Raw genomic sequence first — 1,107 nt, 5'->3', positions numbered from 1 at the left:
CCTCATCCTTGTACGTTGTCGATAGTGTAAAATAGGTGACGTGACGGAGGCGCGTGTCATCCTTGGGACTTGACCCCGTGCCTCAGCAAGCGCCTCCGTTGCATCCTTTCGCTCGAACGGTTGGCTGGGCTTTGAGCCCGCGTTGCAAGGAGGAGCACCCATGGATGCCTCACAGGATTTTATGGTCGGGATAGATGTCTCCAAGGCCTATCTCGATGTTGCGCGCGACGGGGTCACATCGGTGGCGCGATGGAACAACGATGTGACAGGCTGCCATGAACTCGCAGCCGCGGTAGCGGGAGCCAGTCTGGTCGTTGTCGAAGCAACTGGCGGCTACGAGACGCCTATGGTGCGCACGTTGGCGGCGGTTGGCATTGCGGTTGCCGTCGTTAATCCCCGCCAGGTCCGCGACTTTGCCAGAGCCAGCGGTCGGTTGGCCAAGACCGATCGGGTCGATGCGCGGGTCATCCTGCACTTCGCCAAGGCGATGCGGCCGGCACAGATCCCCCATATCGACGACGGCCGCATTGCCTTGGCCGCGCTGGTGACACGCCGCCGCCAACTCATCGACATGGCCATTGCCGAGAAGAACCGCCTCGAACATGCATCTGCAGACATCGCCGCTCTCATCCATGAGTTGCTTGCCTCCTTCAAGGCGCAGCTCATCCGCATCGACACGGCTATCGCCTTGGCCATCGAGGCTGAACCCGAGATGGCAGAACGGCGCAACCTCCTGCTCTCGGTACCCGGCATCGGCGAGACAACAGCCGCCATTCTCATCGCCGAACTGCCGGAACTGGGCAGCATTGATGACAAGAAGCTCGCCGCTCTGATAGGGGTTGCTCCTATAGCCTATGACAGCGGCATGATGCGCGGGCAGCGCCATATCGGCGGTGGCCGCACTACCGTGCGTTGCGCACTCTACATGGCCACCCTGTCGGCCATTCGTTGCTCGACAACAATCAAGATCTTCTACACAAGGCTGCGCGATGCCGGAAAACCGCCAAAGGTCGCCATCGTCGCCGCCATGCGAAAGCTCGCAACCATTCTTAACACCATCCTGCGAAGGCGAACTCCTTGGACCTCTCAACAACACGGTTGCTGAGG

At 60.6% G+C, this 1,107-nt stretch carries 1 protein-coding gene; it reads left to right on the top strand.

Going from position 1 to position 1,107, the window contains the following annotated elements; genetic code table 11:
* The first annotated feature begins 160 nt into the window (after window positions 1–160).
* Window positions 161–1,105: an IS110 family RNA-guided transposase gene (locus FIC94_RS22325; RefSeq protein ID WP_140026473.1), complete on the top strand. Its 945-nt coding sequence runs from the start codon at window positions 161–163 to the stop codon at window positions 1,103–1,105.
* The last annotated feature ends 2 nt before the right edge of the window (window positions 1,106–1,107 follow it).

The organism is Ochrobactrum teleogrylli, from assembly GCF_006376685.1.
Classification (GTDB): domain Bacteria; phylum Pseudomonadota; class Alphaproteobacteria; order Rhizobiales; family Rhizobiaceae; genus Brucella; species Brucella teleogrylli.
The sequence above is the reverse complement of the archived record's forward strand: the minus strand, read 5'-3'. Positions and strand labels throughout refer to the sequence as shown.